This is a genomic window from Cellulomonas sp. P4_A2, assembly GCF_056402515.1.
This window is the reverse complement of record NZ_JBFUHG010000252.1, coordinates 1-357: the sequence shown is the minus strand read 5'-3', so window position 1 is coordinate 357 and position 357 is coordinate 1. Positions and strand designations below refer to the sequence as shown.

Sequence of the window (357 nt, the reverse complement as noted above, 5' to 3'; positions counted from 1 at the left end):
GTCGCGGTGCGCTCCTCGCGCAGGCCGTCGACGGTCGTGGCCCTGGGGAAGATGTAGCCGCCGGTCCCGGCGAGGTGCAGCCAGCGGACCCGGCCGAGCCGATCCGACCAGCCCGCGCCGGCCGGCACTGCCTTACCGTTRACGAGGAGAGCCGCCTGCGGGTCGCGCAGTTTGCGGTTCTCCACGACCGTCTCGGCGGTGCCCGCGTCGGTGGTGATGCCCGAGCCGACACAGGCGATCACGTCGTCCAGGCAGAACCAGCTCTTCAGACCGCGCAGCGAACCCCCGAAGGCGCGCAGCTCCATGCCGTACGCGCCGAGCGTCGTTCCGGGCAGCACCGCGCCGCCCGCCCAGTCC

Annotated in this window: 1 protein-coding gene; it reads right to left on the bottom strand. The window is 73.3% G+C overall.

From position 1 onward, the window contains the following. A partial coding sequence (locus tag AC1DUE_RS20940) for a polysaccharide lyase family 8 super-sandwich domain-containing protein (protein ID WP_477041312.1) occupies positions 1-357 on the bottom strand: 357 nt, incomplete at both ends.